Consider the following 16,636-nt stretch of genomic DNA (forward strand, 5'->3'; position numbering starts at 1 on the left):
ATTACTAGTGATGCCTGGCATGATGAATGGTTTGCTGTAGCATGTTTAGAACATGGTCATCATCAGTAGAATAATAAAGAGTCGTTCCCTCCCGTCTATATTTTACTAATCGTAAATTCTTCAGGAAGCGTAATTGGTGAGAAACAGTCGTTTGAAGAAGTGATAAAGTTTCAGCTATGTCATTAACAGAATGCTCTTTTTGAGCAAGTAAGTGCAATATTTTAACCCTAGTTGGTTCTGATAAAGCTTTAAATGTCTGGGTTACGATAAATAACGTTTCTTCATCAATTTCAACGCAATTTTCATCATTAGGAACTTGACTTTCTCTATTCTGTTCCACAAATTTGTTCTCTTCATTATTGTTTCCCATGCTTCCACTCCTATTCTATTTGAATATATGATAATGTGTTCATATATTGTGATTATATTATAAAAAAATATTCTATTTGTGTCAAACAGAATTGGTTATTCCCCCGCCAATTATTAAAGGCAATGTCACGTAAACTTCCATATTCATTTCATTCACCCTCGATTCTCTTTTCACCCCAAATGTAATTAAATCGTCGTGCCACCAACTTTCTCCTCTCCTACGTATAAAAAAACACAACTTGTCATTATTACCTTAGACAAGTTGTGTTTTTTATCGTATTTATTCATTTTAGACTTTGTTGTATAACTACTAATTAAAATGAAACATATTTTCTTGGGTCTACAGCGTTAGACTTTGCTCCATTCCAGCCGCCCTCATGAAGCTCAAAATGAAGATGAGTACCAAATGAATATCCAGTGTTCCCCATTCCACCAATTTTTTGTCCTTTTTCAACATATTGCCCCTGGCTAACACTAAGACTATTCATATGAGCATATAGCGTTGTAATCGTTTGACCGTTAATACTATGAGTAATCATAACAAAGTTACCATAAGAACTGCTCGTTGTAGCTGTTGTAACATACCCACTCGCTGCAGCTGAAATCGTTGTTCCAGGTGCTCCTGAGATATCCATACCATAGTGATAACGTGATTCCCCGTTTAAAGTATCGCTGCCAAAATAAGTTGTAATAGTTCCGGCAGCTGGCCTCGTCCATGTTCCTGGACTAACTGGCGACGCAGGTGGGTTTGACGTAGCAGGAGGTGTAGATGAGTTAGAACTGCTGTTTGAACTTTTAGCAGCTTCATCCGCTTTACGCTGTTCTTCTTGTTTTTCCTTCTCTCGTTGACGTGCTAACTCTGCTAATCGCTCTTGCTCTGCTAATATTTGATTTTCAAGGGATGCTTCTAATTCATAAAGTTCTGAATCTCTTTGCTCAAGCTCCTCTTTTTGTTCTTCTATCTCTGATTGTTGTTTCTCTAGATTGGCTATCAGCGCATTTTTTTCATTTTTTTGTTGATCTAAGTTTTCAAGTAATCCATCTAACTCTTCTTTTTGAGCTTCTTGTTCCTCTAATTCACTTTGAACTTCACTTTCTTTTTCTTCGAGCATTTCTTGATCTTTTTGTTGTTCTTCCATGATTTCGCGGTCAGCTGTTACAAGTGTGTTGACAGCTGAAAAACGATCAATGAAGTCTCCGAAGCTTTCCGCTCCAAGTAGAACGTCTATGTAACTAACAGAGCCACCTGTTAATTGAAGTGCGCGAGCACGTTCTTCTAAAAGTGCAGTACGCTCTTCAATTTTCTTCTTTAGTTCTTCAATTTCAACTTTAAGCTCTTCAATGTTAGCATTCGTTTCATCAATTTTGTCTGATATAGCTGTAATTTCAGCATTTGTTGTTTCAATTTGTTGATCTAAAACTTTAATTTGCGCTGTAAATTCTTCTTGTTGATCAACAACTTTTGTAATGTCCGAATTTTTGGTATCGATTTCCCCACTAATCTCTTCACGCTGTTGTTGAATTTCTTTTTGCTCACTGTTTAAGTTGTCCATTGATTCTGCAGAAGCTGAGCCTGAGAATGCTGGAACACTACTGATAATTAATGCTGTTGTAAGTGACAAGCTCCAAAATGACTTTTTCACGATTTATTCTCCCCACAATCTACTATTTTTTCCTCTATAAATGGTTTAGACTTTTAAAAACTTTCGAACTGACATAAAACTTCCCCATACACCAATGACTACACCCATCAATAGAATAAGAGCATTGATTTGATAAATAAATGGTGTAAATTCTAGCATTTGAATAAATGAAGTTTCGAGTCTTGGTCTCATAAATTCATAAACATTGTAATAAAGGATCGAAACTAGGGTAATAGGTAATATAGAACCAATAATCCCTAACCAAATTCCTTCAAAGATGAATGGAATTCGGATAAACCAGTTAGATGCACCAACAAGTTTCATAATCTCAATTTCTCTTCTTCTAGCAACAATTGTGATCTTAATCGTGTTTGAAATTAAGAACATAGCTGTGAAAAGAAGACCTAAGATCAAAACTACTCCGACGTTACGACTAATGTCTAGAACTTTGAATAGTTGCTCGATTTTACCTTCACCATATTCGACTGATGATACTAATTCAAAATCCCCGATTTCGGTTGCAAGTCTTTCAGTTTGTTTTGGATCTGTAGCTTTTACAATAAATTTGTTGCGAAGTGGATTGTTTTGTTCAAACAATTCCATTTCTTCACCAACGCTTTCAATCAAGTCTGAAAGTTCTTGTTCTTTAGTTGAGTAAGTACTAGATTCAACACCGGATAACTCATCTATTTGTTCTTCGAGCCCAGTGATTGCCTCGTCTGTCGCTTCTAGTTCAATGTAGACATTCATTTCAACGTCTTGTTCAATATCTATTGCCGCTTTGTTCATGTTAAGCATGAGTGCTGTGAACACGCCGACAAGAAGAAGTGTGACAGTGACTGCGCTGACAGATGCAAAAGTCATCCAGCCGTTTCGTACAAGGCTTTTTAGACTTTCTCTAACGTGCCGTCTCATCGTTCTAGCTTTCATAACCGTATTCCCCCCGCTGTTCGTCTCTTACGATTACGCCGTTTTCAATAGCGATAACCCTTTGACGAATCGTGTTGACAATTTCTCGGTTATGTGTAGCCATTACGATCGTTGTGCCAATAGCATTTATTTCTTCAAATAGAGTCATAATCTCCCATGACGTTTCCGGATCAAGATTCCCTGTTGGCTCATCGGCAATGACCACTTTTGGTTTATTAACGATGGCACGAGCGATTGATATTCGCTGTTGTTCTCCTCCGGAAAGCTCATCGGGCATCATGCGGGCTTTATGTTTTAAACCTACTAGGTTAAGTACTTCCATAACCCTCTTTTTGATTTTCGTTGGCTGCTCCTCAATTACTTCTAGAGCAAATGCAATATTTTCATAAACTGTTAACCTATTTAATAATTTAAAGTCTTGAAAAACGACACCTATGTTTCGACGTAAATATGGTACACGTTTATCTTTTAGTCTAGTAATGTCAACCCCATTAGCAAGAATTTCTCCTGTTGTTGGCTTTTCTTCACGGTACATCATTTTAATGAAGGTTGATTTACCAGCACCACTTGGTCCAACGACATAAACAAACTCACCTTGCTTAATACAAACATCAAAGCCGTTCGCAGCCATGATTCCATTTGGATATTTCTTGTACACTTCTTTCATTTGAATCATCTGTTTAATCACCTAATCATTATTTTGATTTAACTTTTCTCAAAGGTATTTCGACAAGTGTTTTTCCCCATTAAAAACATTGTTGAATAGATGAAACTACCTATTGTCAAAATACAGTGGATACACTCGAATTTTTCTACATCCGTATTATAACACTCTAAACATTTTCATTAAGGTTTTTTTTATTACAGTTGTGTTTCAATGTTGAAATGTAAAAAAGAGTCATTGGCTATTATTGCCCAAGGACTCTTTTAATTTACCGTGCTAATTCTTCTCTGAAAGCCACTGTGCAACGCCTTCAGCTTCTTCACCTTTGATCATTCCACCTGGCATTCTTCCTTGCCCATTTTCTAATACATCAAGAATTTCCTCGTATGATAGACGCGCTCCAATGTCACTTAATGGAGGTGCACTCGATCCTTCAAGGTTTCCTCCATGGCAACTCGAGCATTTTCCCACATAAAGTTTCTCCGGATCCATTTGATCAGCAGACGATCCTGAATCGCTAGCGCCGTCCCCTCCCCCGCATGCGACCAAAAATAATGACAAACTGAATAAAAGCCCCATCAACACTTTCTTCATTCTACATACCTCTTCCTTTAAATATTTGGTTTCGAACGTTTTCTTACCTTACGTTGTTATTAAGTGTAAATACTTGTGTAAAAATACGGTGGATACGCTAAAATTTTTACTACATCAATATTATATCCTTCTAACTTTATCGTTAATGTTTAGAGTGTTACATTTGTGTGAAACAAAAATTAGAGTCATTTGCCAGTTACGGCAAATGACTCTATTAATTTGGCGGGGCTATTTCTTTTCTGAAAGCCACTGTGCAACGACTTCAGCTTCTTCGCCTTCCAGTAATCCACCTGGCATGTCTCCATTCGGATTTTCTGCTCCATTCACTGCATATCACGCACGCTTAAACCCCTCACCTAACACTTCTGAAGCATCACTTACGATGACAAAGGCGTTTGGATCAATTTTTTTAACTACGTTTTTCAATTTAGAGAATTCCGTTTGATCAATGACGCACATTAAAATGGGTCTTTCATGATCAGTGTAGCCTCCCTGTGCAGAAAGCTTTGTTACACCACGGTCCACTTCCTCAAATATAGCTTGGCTAATTTGCTCCTGACGGTTTGTGATAATATACAACATTTTTGATTGCCCAAATCCGACTTGCACAAGATCAATCGTTTTACTCGTCACATAAAGTCCAATCATTGCATATAATCCACGTTCGATATCAAATACGATCGCAGCTGACAAGACAACCAATCCATCAATTAATCCCACACACTTGCCAAGTCCGATCCCTGAGTATTTATGGATAATTTGAGCTACAAGAGCCGTCCCACCTGTGGACCCTTTGCCGCGGAATACGATACCTAATCCAATCCCGAGCCCGATCCCGCCGAACAACGCTCCAAGCAACGGGTCCTCTGTCCAAGGCTCCCAACTTTCTGTTAAAAAGACAGCAAGTGGCAGAAAGAATGATCCTACCGCTGTTTTCACACCAAATTGAATTCCTAAAAAAATAAGACCTGCAATGAGTAGTGGAATATTAATTACCAGTTGAACAAGCGATGGACGCCAGTCAAATAATCCATTTAAAATCGTACTAATTCCACTTACACCACCTGAAGCGATTCCATTTGGTAGTAAAAATACGTTAAAGGCAATCGCCACAAAAATCGATCCCAAAATAATATATCCATAATCCAAAACCGAATGCCACAAAGGTGGCTTCAAGTCATGTGGTCGTCTGTTACGTTTTTTCATATCATTTCAACCTTCCATCTAATTAACGATTCAATTTTACAACGTGTGCGAGTATAGCATGAATACCAAACACTGTGAATGACAACGGAATAGAGCGGTAGTGTACTAAAGTACTAAACAGAAAAAACCTCTTTCCTGTAAAAAGGGTTGAAGGAGTAATTTCCTGTCCACTCATTTTCACTGAAAAGAGGTCCTATATATTTGGAAAGAAATCTTAACTGTTCAATTTCGACCGTAAATATGCGTTAATAAATGGATCTAAATCACCATCCATGACACCTTGAACATTTCCAGATTCCTCACTTGTACGATGGTCTTTTACCATGGAATAAGGATGGAAAACATATGAGCGAATTTGGCTTCCCCAGCCGATTTCTTTTTGCTCTCCTCGAATAGCCGCAAGCTTTTGCTCCTGCTCTTCAATACGCAGTTGATAAAGCTTGGATTTAAGCATTTTCATTGCCTGATCGCGGTTTTTAATTTGCGAACGCTCGTTTTGACAAGATACCACTGTGTTTGTAGGAAGGTGAGTGATCCGAACGGCTGAATCCGTCGTATTGATGTGCTGTCCACCCGCTCCACTTGCGCGGTACGTATCAACTTTCAAATCCTCGGTGCGGATATCAATTTCAATTTCATCATTGAACTCAGGCATAATATCACATGACACAAAAGACGTATGACGGCGACCTGATGAGTCAAAAGGTGAAATACGTACGAGGCGGTGAACCCCTTTTTCCGCCTTTAAATAACCATAAGCATTGTGCCCTGTAAATAAAAGCGTGACGCTCTTGATTCCAGCTTCATCACCAGGCAAGTAATCCATCGTCTGAACTTTGAAACCGCGCTTTTCCCCCCAACGCATATACATGCGCAGCAACATTGATCCCCAGTCCTGCGACTCTGTTCCACCAGCACCTGGATGCAACTCTAAAATGGCATTATTTTTATCATAGGGCTCACTTAAAAGAAGTTGCAATTCAAATTCATCTAGCGTTTTGATGAAGCCTTTCATTTCAGCAACCATGTCTTTTTCGAGCTCATCATCAGGCTCTTCTTTTAAAAGATCATAGGTTAGTTCTAGATTTTCCTGCGTCTCGAGTAAATCTCTGTATCCATGTACTGTTTCTTTTAAGGCATTCAGTTCATTGATAATGCCTTGTGCTTTTTTCTGATCGTCCCAAAAAGTTGGTTCTACCATACGCTCATCAATTTCAGCAATTTTTGCCTCTTTGTTATCTAAGTCAAAGAGACCCCCTGAAGTCCGCTAAAACCTTAGCTGTTCTCTCTAACTCTGCTCTTAATTCAAATAATTCCATGTGTTTTTCCACCTTAGTCAATTTATTTTAAACTTTAAAAGAAAGCTGACCCGCAAAATAACGGGTCAGATAAATAATATGTTTACGATTAGTTAGACGATACACCGTGACATTGTTTGAATTTTTTCCCACTACCACAAGGACATGGTTGGTTACGACCAACATCATTTGTTTTACGGACAGGCTGCGCTTTTTTCTTCTTCCCTTCGCCGCCTTCTTCTTTTGGATTTACTGCTTGACCTTTTGCTACTTCTTGACGCTCAAGATTGTTGCGAATTTCCGATTTCATGATGTATTTCGATACATCTTCATTGATCGCAGTTTGCATTGTTTCAAACATTGCAAAGCCTTCATTTTGATATTCACGTAGCGGATCAATTTGACCGTACGCACGTAAATGAATTCCTTGACGAAGCTGATCCATCGCGTCAATGTGGTCAATCCATTTCGTATCAATTGAACGAAGCAAAATAACCTTTTCAAACTCGCGCATACGATCGCCTAGTTCAATTTCGCGTTCGTCATAACGCTCCGTTACTTTTTCTACAATGTAAGCCTTAATATCGTCGTTTGATTTCCCTCTTAAATCCTCTTCAACAATCTTACCTTCAGCAAGTAGATTCGCAAAAATGAAATTCTCAAGCCCTTTAAGATCCCATTTATCCTCTTCTTCCACAACTGGAGCGTATTGATCGACAATATTGTAAATAGTACTTTCAAGCATTTTTTCAATAATATTTCGAAGGCTTTCCGAGTCAAGCACATCAAAGCGATCCTTATAAATTACTTCACGCTGCTGACGCAAAACATCATCATATTGGAGAAGCTGTTTACGTGCATCAAAGTTATTACCCTCAACACGTTTTTGTGCAGATTCAACTGCACGCGTCACCATGCGGCTTTGGATTGGTTGCGTATCATCCATGCCAAGTCGGGTCATCATATTTTTCATATTGTCAGAACCAAAGCGGCGCATCAAGTCATCTTCCATTGATAGATAAAACTGCGTCACACCAGAGTCTCCTTGACGTCCAGAACGACCACGAAGCTGATTATCAATTCGGCGAGACTCATGACGTTCTGTACCGATAACGGCAAGTCCCCCCACTTCTTTTACACCTTCGCCAAGCTTAATATCTGTACCACGGCCGGCCATGTTTGTTGCAATCGTTACCGCCCCGCGTTTACCAGCATTTGTGATAATTTCAGCTTCGTGTCCGTGGTTTTTCGCATTAAGAACATTATGTGGAATGCCTTTTCGTTTTAATTGAGCCGCAATAAGTTCAGACGTTTCAATCGCAACCGTACCAACTAAAACAGGTTGTCCATTTTGATGTCGCTCGGCAATATCTTCAATAGCCGCCATATATTTTCCTTTCGTCGATGCGAAAATTAAATCCGCACGATCGTCACGAATAATCTCACGGTTTGTCGGAATCGCCACAACGCGCATATTGTAAATGTTGCGGAATTCTTCTTCTTCCGTTTTTGCCGTACCTGTCATCCCTGATAGCTTCTTGTACATACGGAAGAAGTTCTGGAACGTAATCGATGCCATAGTCATAGATTCGTTTTGAATTTCAAGTCCTTCTTTTGCTTCGATCGCTTGGTGAAGTCCATCGCTGTAACGACGACCTTTCATTAAACGACCTGTGAATTGGTCAACAATTACAACTGTGCCCTCTTGAACAACATAGTCAAAATCGGCTTTCATACTGACATGTGCTTTTAAAGACTGCGTAATGTGATGATTCAATGTTACGTGGGTCATATCAAAAAGATTATCGATTCGGAACGCGCTTTCTGCTTTGTTAATGCCTTCTTCTGTCAGCTGAACGCCTTTCGTTTTCTCATCGTAAGTGTAATCATCATCCAACGTTAAATTGCGGACAAATGCATTTGTTTGAATGTAGAGCTGTGTTGATTTCTGTGCTTGTCCAGAAATAATAAGCGGTGTTCTCGCCTCATCGACTAAAATTGAATCGACTTCATCGATTACAGCAAAATTAAGCGGTCGCTGAACCATCTGTTCTTTATACAGCACCATGTTGTCGCGCAAATAATCAAAGCCAAGTTCATTATTCGTACTGTACGTAATATCAGCAGCGTACGCCTCTCGTTTTTCGTCTTTCGTTAAGCTGTTTAAATTTAACCCAACAGATAGGCCAAGAAAATCATAAAGCTGACCCATTTCTGCCGCATCACGAGACGCCAAATATTCATTGACCGTCACGACGTGCACACCTTTTCCACTGATGGCATTTAAATAAACCGGCATAGTAGACGTAAGTGTTTTACCTTCACCTGTTTTCATTTCCGCAATGTTCCCGTCATGAAGGGCCACGCCCCCCATTATCTGAACACGGTATGGATGCAGACCAAGTACACGCTTTGCCGATTCACGAACAACAGCAAAGGATTCGACCATCAAGTCCTCTAACGCCTCTCCATTTTCGTGTCGAGACTTAAACTCTTCTTTTTTATTGCGTAAATCAGCATCTGATAAGCGCTCCATATCAGTTGAAAGAGCCTCAACTTTATCAGCTACCTTTTCAAATTTCTTCAAATCACGTTTATTTCCATCAAACACCTTGTTTAAAATTCCAAGCATGTTAACGCTCCTTTATGATTGGATCCTTTAAATGCAACCCTTTATCTTAATGAGTTGAACCTGCTAAACTATCACGGTCCCACTTTAAACTAAAATTGGTCAGCAAGCTAAAAAGATCGACATCGATCCATTCGCTAAAAGCTAGACAAACCATTCAATAAACAGACTTATTCTCCTATTCATCTTACCATTTCAACCGTTTTGATACAAGAACCCAGTCGGCACACTCTTCCAAACAAAAGGGCCTTCAAAACCCCTCACAACAGCGTTTGTTTGTTCGCTGTTGTGAGGGGTTTTGTTCATTCAGCCGCCAAGAAAAATTGCCCCATAAAGCAGAGCTCCAGCGATTACGAATGCGGGGTGGACTTTAAAGCGTTCCATTAAGATGAAGCTAATAACGGCAAGAATAGCGGTTTGGACGGTTCCTGAAGCATTAATCGCATCAGAGAAAAACCCCCACGTCATGACACCTAGAAGTACTGCAATGGTTGGTCGCACAAGCGTCGACATTTTTTTCACACGTGGTGAGTCTTTATATTTCATGAGCAAACTCAATAAGGCAACCATTAAAATCAGTGATGGTGCAACGGTTGCAAATAGCGCCACCCCCGCTCCAAGTACACCACCTTCCGTATATCCAATATACCCAGCCATTTTTGTTACGATCGGTCCTGGCAGTGAATTTCCGAGAGCCAACACTTCGCTAAATTCCTGCGTTGTCAGCCAGCCATAGCGATCCACGACTTCATTTTCAATAAGTGGAATGGACGCTGGTCCCCCTCCATACCCTAAAATCCCAGGAATGAAAAATGCTAAAAAGATTTCCCAGTAAATCATCGCAAGCCACCTCCATCTTTAGCAGGTGTTCCACGTTTTTTACCACGGTTTCCAAAAACCAATGCATACGTCAAAATCGCAAAAATCAAGAGCGCCGGATGAACATTAAGCCATTCAAGCAACAGCAAACTGACCACGATTAGCGCGATCGCTACTCCCCATCCAAGCGCGGATTTTGATTTTTTCACAAAATCCCACGTAAGAACGGAAAGCATCACGCCTACTACTGGCACGACTGCTTGTGACATGCCATTGACCCACGCCAAATCTTTATAAGCATTTAACACTGTTAACAATAAAATCATTGCGACAACAGTAGGAAAAGTTGTTGCAACAACTGCGTTGATCATGCCAAAAATCCCGCCAATCCGGTAGCCAATGTAGCCTGCCATTTTCGTTGCAATCGGTCCTGGCATGGCATTTCCCAGAGCAAGTACATCCGAAAATTCTTCATCGTCCATCCATTTATAATGACCGACGACTTCTTTATGGACGAGTGGGATCGACGACGGACCGCCGCCAAAACCAAAAATCCCAACTCTGAAAAACACCATGAATAACTCTTTTTGTCGATTCGTTTTTTTCATAAAAATTGTCCAACTCCATCTACATAATTACATTTACCAGGCGGCAATATGCCCATCTGTTCTTGGTTCTGTTCCTCCTCTTAACACGCCCGTTTCAGGATCACGCCAAATAATTTGTCCGCGCCCAAATGATCCGCTATCTGTCATCACTTGAATTGTGTGTCCTTTTCTAACAAGCGCTTGGGCTAAATGATTCGGGAACGTTGGCTCAACTTGAATATTTTTGCCATTCGTCCACTGCCAGCGCGGTGCATCAAGTGCGGCTTGTGGGTTCAAATGAAAATCAACCGTGTTTGTTACTACTTGGAAATGACCCTGTGGTTGCATGTAACCGCCCATAACTCCAAACGGTCCAACCGCCTTACCGTCCTTCGATAAAAACCCTGGGATAATTGTATGATACGTTCGTTTTCCAGGCTTCAAAGTGTTTGGATGAGATTCATCGAGCGAGAAATCATGTCCTCGGTTTTGAAACGCTATACCCGTTCCTGGCACGACAACTCCCGAACCAAATCCCATATAATTACTTTGGATATACGAAATCATATTACCTTCGTCATCCGCAGCAGCTAAATAAACCGTACCACCCTTTGGTAATTCCATCGGCTCATGATCAATCGCCTCATCCTCAATTTGGGCGCGGCGCTTATCCGCATATTCCTGCGAAAGAAGTTCTGCCGTAGAGATTGGCATGTCAACTGATTCTGTGATAAAGGCTTTCCCATCTGTAAATGCAAGCTTCATTGCTTCAATTTGTTTATGATACGTTTGGACACTATGAAATTCGTCAAACTCAAACCCTTGTGCGATATTGAGAGCCATTAACGCAATCATCCCTTGCCCATTCGGTGGAATTTCCCACACATCATAACCCCGATAATTCACCGAAATCGGCTCTACCCACTCAGGCTGAAACGCTGCTAAATCTTCTTTTGACAAAAAGCCAGCGTGTTCCTTCATATATAAATCAATTTTTTCTGCAAGTTCCCCTCTATAAAAACTTTCAGCATTTGTTTCTGCTATCGCTGTAAGTGTACTCGCATGATCATTGGACGACCACATTTCACCAATTTCAGGTGCTAGACCTTCTGGGGAAAATGTGTCAAACCATGCTTTGTGCACATCGTCTTTGAAAATTTCTTTAAATTTCTTCGTTGCCTCTTTCCAGTACTTTCCGAGAATTGGTGATACCGGATACCCTTCTTCAGCCAAACGAATCGATGGAGCTAGCGCGTCTTTTAGTGGAAGCTTCCCAAATTTTCGAGAAAGCTCTGCCCACGCTGCCGGAACACCGGGAACGGTAATCGGCTCTACACCAAATGTAGGCATTTTATCGTGCCCACGTTTTTTCAACGCGTCAATCGAAATGCTTTGAGGTGCTGGTCCGCTCGAGTTTAAACCGTGCAACTTATCTTTTACCCACACAAGCGCAAACGCGTCTCCACCAATCCCATTGGATGTCGGTTCAACAACCGTAAGTGCTGCTGCAGTAGCAATTGCTGCATCAATCGCATTTCCACCCTTTTGTAAAATTTCAAGACCAGCCTGTGCAGCAAGCGGCTGCGACGTCGCCACCATACCTCGCTTGGCAAACACCGTGTTGCGTTGAGAAGCAAATGGATGATACAAATAATCCTTTTTCATGTATGTACACTCCTTATGGTTGGCTCAACTGATTGTTAAGAATGATATCGTCTTGTGGAAAAGAGCCTTATGTATTTCGTAAATAGAATAATCTACCTTTCTATTATAGTTGAAATGTTGAAAAAATTCTATTATAGCAAGATTGGGAGGAAGTTCATTTTTTAGGACTACGTGGATACATCCTCCCGTGAGTGCAAAGGTTCATCGAATAGATCAACTGTCACTGCACGCGGATATCGATGGGTGATGCTTCGATTTCTCGACCACAGACGCTGATAATAATGAATTAGACTTCGATATACGGCTTCAATCCTTCGTTAACACCTCTCATCACAAAATAGACGTACAACCTTAGTTGTACGTCTACCAAATTTTTATGATTGTTCCAGTAACCCTTTTAACTCTTCTAAAAACCACTCTTCTATTTTTCTCACAGCTTTAGAGACACTTGCTGGTGAAGTGCCGAACGCTTCTCCCGCTTCTTTTTGAGAGATCGGTTTATCTGTTGCGTGTTGCGCCATTAAATAAGAAACAGCTGCTAAATACGTTTGTGGCTTACGGATTTTTGACCCATTTTCAGCGAAGTAGCTTGCTGCGATGTGACAGGCGAACATAGAAAGATCATTGTCCCCACGCTTATCCCAAAACTCTTTCAGCGTTCCAACAGCTTGTCCTTGTTCCTCATTAATCTGTTCGACCATTTGATCAAGCCATTCACCGCTCGATGCATCGCGCTCTACCATCGCATTGATCAGGCCAGCGATCATTTCTGTATCAAGCCATTTTGATCGATCTTCGCCCTCAACAGTTAGCTTTGAAACCTGCTCCACAATAATCGAACGCTCATTTTCAGTATAAATCGCTGGGAACATAAAGCCATATGGTACCCATTTATCTTCAAACGGTAGCAACACAGCATATAAATAATCGATTGTTGCCCACGAGTGGAATTCAGGGAGGATCACAGTATATACCGCGTCATCAATAAGATCTTTTATCACAATCTCGCGCGTTTCTTCATCCATTGAAACCACTTCTGCCATCACTGGTTTCGGTTCATGCCATTGTGCCATCAAATCTCGCATACGAGGACGAGCGGTTAGTCCCTTTTGGTCATTCAAAAATGTTGACCAATGGGTGGCATCTCCCTGTTGACGTAGACCAAACATAAACGTCAAATAGAGCGTTAAAAATTGTGGCTCATCAAACGATTTAGAAACACTATTTAATATATAGGTTAAATCATTTTTGTAAAATCCTTGTTTTGGTACCATCACTTCATTTAAAAATTTCAACTGCATGTCCATTTGTTCAGTAACGAGCAACTCTCTGATCGACACGACTTTTTTCTGGGCACAGCATTTTTTAAATTTTTTCCCACTGCCACAAGGACATGGTTCATTTCGTCCAACATCTTGCATATCCGCACTTCCTTTTTTCATCATTCGTATCTAGTATACCATGCAATGGCCATAATTTGAAAAATCGCCCCCTAGCGATAAAGGGGGCGATCAATTAGAAATTTATTTTCAGTTAAATAAATCGGTTTAAGCCTCTGTTTCAATCAAACCATATTTACCGTCTCTACGCTTGTATACGATGTGTGTACCATCTGAATCAGCGTCAGTGTATACGTAAAAATTATGGCCCAACAAGTTCATTTGCAGAACCGCTTCTTCACTGTCCATTGGCTTAAGATTAAATGTTTTGGTACGGACAATGTTCATGTCGTAGTCATCATATTCTTCAATATTTTCAATGCCCGCGTTCTTGTCAACATGCGTTGCAAAAAACTCTAGCTCATTTCCTTTTTCGCGGAACTTACGGTTTACTTTTGTTTTATGTTTACGGATTTGACGCTCTAATTTATCAACAATCAAATCGATCGCAGCATACATTTCTTCATGACGTTCTTCAGCTCGAAGGGTCAGTCTAGGCATTGGAATCGTTACTTCCACCTTCGTTTGTTTATCGTTGTATACCTTTAAATTAACATGCACATTCGCATCAGGTGTATCGTTGAAATAGCGCTCAAGTTTATCAATTTTCTTCTCCAAATATTCACGGATTGCTGGAGTCACTTCGATATTCTCGCCTCTGATATTATAATTCAACATGTAAACTCCTCCTTTAATCTAAAGCTACACTAACTATTTCTACGTTACTCCTCAATTCTCCTGCTACTTTTAATAAATTTTTTAAAAAACATTAGGGATCGTGTCGAAATACGTCTGCGTTGATTTCGTCCGCTTATTAAGAGACGCATTAAAAACATATGAACACAGTCACAATATATTCTTTAAAGTGTTAAACTTATCGTGGTATTAGTATTTGTTGAATGAGCATGATAGACGTCTGCGAGAGCTTCATGCGTTCAAGATAATGTTTGGTACTCATTTATGTGAAATTGGAAAGAGGTATTTTCAGGAGAACAGAATAGATTTCGATTGACTAGCTGTACACTGACTTTTCGAACGTTGCTACAGAACCTATCAAAGCATGATCTTGATCGGTTGTTGTTCCTTATGAAGTCCCTGCAGAATGAGAAACAACAATAAAAAGGAGGAAACAACCATGAAAAAAATGATACTAACAGTATTCACAGTATTCGCTTTGCTATTGTCTGCTTGTGGAACAGAAGAAACATCATCATCAAAAGAGGAATCAAATGAAATAGACATTCATTCATACACGGTATTAAGTGTAAAGGATGAAATCAGCGGTGACTTTGATCAATTAACTCATAAAATCGTCCGTCTTGTGGCGAATGATTCAGAAATTGATGAGGGTGAAATGGAAGCCATAGCAGAGTATTATATTGAAAGTGCTAGGGATATTAGCGGACTAAACTCGGCTAGAATCTTCTTTGTAGATGATGAGGACGGTCTTGTCTATGATTCCGAGTATGGAAACACGTTCGCATGGATTGATTACGATAATCGTGAATACTCATACAGTTATGGCCACATGAATGAACAGTCACCGAAATTCAACAAGAAAGATCATCCCGATGAAGACCTAGAAATCTATTACTCATTTTTTGATCTGTACACCAATCAAGAATTTGACGACATAAAGAAACAAGATGAAGTGATGCAGCTCGTTGCTGATGAATTTTCTATCAGTGTGGAAGAAGTAGACGAGGCAGTAAGTAATTCTATGTTGAGTTACTAAGGGTGAACAGTTGGTGAATTGAATATGAATTGAGCAAAACCCGCACAATTTGTGCGGGTTCTTTTTTATTTAGATCCATAAAAAATGCCTATTCTTGATATACTGGAATAGGCATTAATATAAAGGGGTGTACTAGTTATGTTTGATCTAAGCTCATTCATTGCACAAGTTTTATTTATAGGTGTCATAGCAGTCATTGCTTGGTTAGTAGTTAAATTGATTAAGAAATTAAAATGATGAAAAATGCAATAGGTACCAGCCTTATTAAGGAGTGAGTGATCATTATGGAAATAACATTTCAAATGATTCAAATTATCGTTATTTTATTGTCCATACTCTTGCCAATTGCAGCCATACTATTTGTCGCTTGGGCGATCATGAAGATGTATTTCAAGATGAAAAAAGAACATGAAAAATAAAAGAACTCACTTGGTGGGTTCTTTTTTTCACCCACTTTTGAACAGCGGGTGAAAGTGTGTTCACCCAAATTAAGACCATTCAATGTTGTGGCGGTGTTAAAACAGGGACTCGCTACGCTCTTTAGGTCGTTCAGTGCTTACGAAGAAGAGCGCTTCCTAACCCCTTCACGCCCACACGTCCTCAAATAACAAACATATATGTAGATGTATCCTGTCGGATCGAAAGCGGGTAAGTAAGTCAAAATCGAGCAAGCAGGCTTACGCCCATAATATACTTAATACTAGTTATGATGAGCAGTCCTTCTACCTTAGTTTTTTCCGGTTAAGATAGAAAAGTTCTTTATTCCTTTCCATACCAAAACCTTTTCACTTACATGTAGGCTCTTCTCCTTTATTTTATGTACGACGTAAGCTCATCCACCGAGACCTGCAAATTCTTATTCACCCTATTTCCTAGGAAATAGACGACTTTCGTCATTCCACAACATATTTTATGATTTGTCCAACCAGAGCCCTCCTTTTGTGGAATAATTACGGCGATTTAGCAAAAGAGTCACGTTTAAAATGACAAAAACCGCCCTGCTTGAAGTGACCCCAAAAAGTTAGACAGGTTATATCATTAGGCAACTTGTTGGGTAT

Annotated in this window: 15 protein-coding genes; 2 read left to right on the top strand and 13 right to left on the bottom strand. The window is 39.9% G+C overall.

Annotated features, from left to right (window positions below; genetic code table 11):
* Positions 1-4 precede the first annotated feature (4 nt).
* The 13 genes from AB1471_RS10025 to hpf all read right to left on the bottom strand — a co-directional run bounded on the left by AB1471_RS10025 (position 5) and on the right by hpf (position 14,521).
* Complete coding sequence (locus tag AB1471_RS10025; RefSeq protein ID WP_367779620.1) at positions 5-370, bottom strand: ArsR/SmtB family transcription factor; 366 nt, start codon at positions 368-370, stop codon at positions 5-7.
* Between the two features lie 313 nt (positions 371-683).
* Entirely contained in the window at positions 684-2,012 is a 1,329-nt protein-coding gene (locus tag AB1471_RS10030; protein ID WP_367779621.1) for a murein hydrolase activator EnvC family protein, read from the bottom strand.
* 45 nt (positions 2,013-2,057) lie between these two features.
* Positions 2,058-2,942, bottom strand: a complete 885-nt coding sequence (gene ftsX / locus AB1471_RS10035) for a permease-like cell division protein FtsX (protein WP_367779622.1) — start codon at positions 2,940-2,942, stop codon at positions 2,058-2,060.
* Positions 2,932-3,618, bottom strand: a complete 687-nt coding sequence (gene ftsE / locus AB1471_RS10040; protein WP_367779623.1) for a cell division ATP-binding protein FtsE — start codon at positions 3,616-3,618, stop codon at positions 2,932-2,934. Before ftsE ends, ftsX begins: the two co-directional genes overlap by 11 nt.
* Positions 3,619-3,882: 264 nt before the next feature.
* Positions 3,883-4,200 (bottom strand): cytochrome c551, encoded by a 318-nt coding sequence (cccB, locus tag AB1471_RS10045; RefSeq protein ID WP_367779624.1) that lies wholly within the window; start codon positions 4,198-4,200, stop codon positions 3,883-3,885.
* A gap of 333 nt (positions 4,201-4,533) precedes the next feature.
* Complete coding sequence (locus AB1471_RS10050; RefSeq protein WP_367779625.1) at positions 4,534-5,406, bottom strand: YitT family protein; 873 nt, start codon at positions 5,404-5,406, stop codon at positions 4,534-4,536.
* 214 nt (positions 5,407-5,620) lie between these two features.
* Positions 5,621-6,725 (bottom strand): peptide chain release factor 2 gene (gene prfB / locus AB1471_RS10055; RefSeq protein WP_367779626.1). Its coding sequence is split into 2 segments (ribosomal slippage): positions 5,621-6,652 and positions 6,654-6,725, totalling 1,104 coding nucleotides; the frame shifts between segments, so codons are not numbered across the junction.
* Positions 6,726-6,813: 88 nt separating this feature from the next.
* Complete coding sequence (secA, locus tag AB1471_RS10060; protein ID WP_367779627.1) at positions 6,814-9,336, bottom strand: preprotein translocase subunit SecA; 2,523 nt, start codon at positions 9,334-9,336, stop codon at positions 6,814-6,816.
* A 303-nt stretch (positions 9,337-9,639) separates the two neighbouring features.
* Entirely contained in the window at positions 9,640-10,173 is a 534-nt protein-coding gene (locus AB1471_RS10065; RefSeq protein WP_367779628.1) for a chromate transporter, read from the bottom strand.
* On the bottom strand, positions 10,170-10,760 hold the full coding sequence (locus tag AB1471_RS10070) for a chromate transporter (RefSeq protein WP_367779629.1): 591 nt from the start codon (positions 10,758-10,760) through the stop codon (positions 10,170-10,172). Before AB1471_RS10070 ends, AB1471_RS10065 begins: the two co-directional genes overlap by 4 nt.
* A gap of 33 nt (positions 10,761-10,793) precedes the next feature.
* Positions 10,794-12,404, bottom strand: a complete 1,611-nt coding sequence (locus AB1471_RS10075) for a gamma-glutamyltransferase family protein (RefSeq protein ID WP_367779630.1) — start codon at positions 12,402-12,404, stop codon at positions 10,794-10,796.
* A gap of 374 nt (positions 12,405-12,778) precedes the next feature.
* Entirely contained in the window at positions 12,779-13,825 is a 1,047-nt protein-coding gene (locus tag AB1471_RS10080) for a YecA family protein (protein WP_367779631.1), read from the bottom strand.
* Between the two features lie 126 nt (positions 13,826-13,951).
* Positions 13,952-14,521, bottom strand: coding sequence for a ribosome hibernation-promoting factor, HPF/YfiA family (gene hpf, locus AB1471_RS10085; RefSeq protein WP_367779632.1), 570 nt, complete (start codon positions 14,519-14,521; stop codon positions 13,952-13,954).
* A 457-nt stretch (positions 14,522-14,978) separates the two neighbouring features.
* Between hpf and AB1471_RS10090 the strand changes: the two genes are divergently transcribed.
* Together AB1471_RS10090 and AB1471_RS10095 are read left to right on the top strand one after the other, a co-directional pair.
* Positions 14,979-15,578 (top strand): hypothetical protein, encoded by a 600-nt coding sequence (locus AB1471_RS10090; protein ID WP_367779633.1) that lies wholly within the window; start codon positions 14,979-14,981, stop codon positions 15,576-15,578.
* A gap of 284 nt (positions 15,579-15,862) precedes the next feature.
* Positions 15,863-15,997: a hypothetical protein gene (locus tag AB1471_RS10095; protein ID WP_367779634.1), complete on the top strand. Its 135-nt coding sequence runs from the start codon at positions 15,863-15,865 to the stop codon at positions 15,995-15,997.
* The last annotated feature ends 639 nt before the right edge of the window (positions 15,998-16,636 follow it).

Origin of the sequence: Jeotgalibacillus marinus (assembly GCF_040801915.1) — a bacterium.
Classification (GTDB): Bacteria; Bacillota; Bacilli; order Bacillales; family Jeotgalibacillaceae; genus Jeotgalibacillus; species Jeotgalibacillus marinus.